The organism is Streptomyces sp. NRRL WC-3618, assembly GCF_001280005.1.
Lineage (GTDB): Bacteria > Actinomycetota > Actinomycetes > Streptomycetales > Streptomycetaceae > Streptomyces.
The window spans coordinates 1-258 of the sequence record NZ_LGDW01000390.1 but is presented as its reverse complement, the minus strand read 5'-3'; the positions used below and the strand labels follow the sequence as shown (position 1 = coordinate 258).

General features: G+C 69.8%; 1 protein-coding gene. It reads left to right on the top strand.

Annotation, left to right across the window (positions count from 1 at the left end):
• Positions 1-17: 17 nt before the first annotated feature.
• Positions 18-258 (top strand): hypothetical protein (locus tag ADL01_RS27200; RefSeq protein ID WP_159049646.1); only part of this gene is annotated, 241 nt, incomplete at its 3' end.

Below are 258 nucleotides of genomic sequence, written 5' to 3'. Positions count from 1 at the left end.
TGCCTGAGGGTGGGGCGATGCTGGCGGTGCAGGCGGCGGAGGCCGATGTGCTGTCGTTGCTGGAGGGCCTGGACGAGCGTGCTGGTGTGGCGGCGGTGAACGGGCCCGCGCAGGTGGTGCTTTCCGGTGACCGGGCGGTTCTGGAGGGCTTGGAGGGGACGTTCCGGGGCGAGGGTCGCAAGGTGCGGTGGCTGAAGGTGTCGCACGCGTTCCACTCGCCGTTGATGGACCCGGTTCTCGACGACTTCCGCAAGGTGG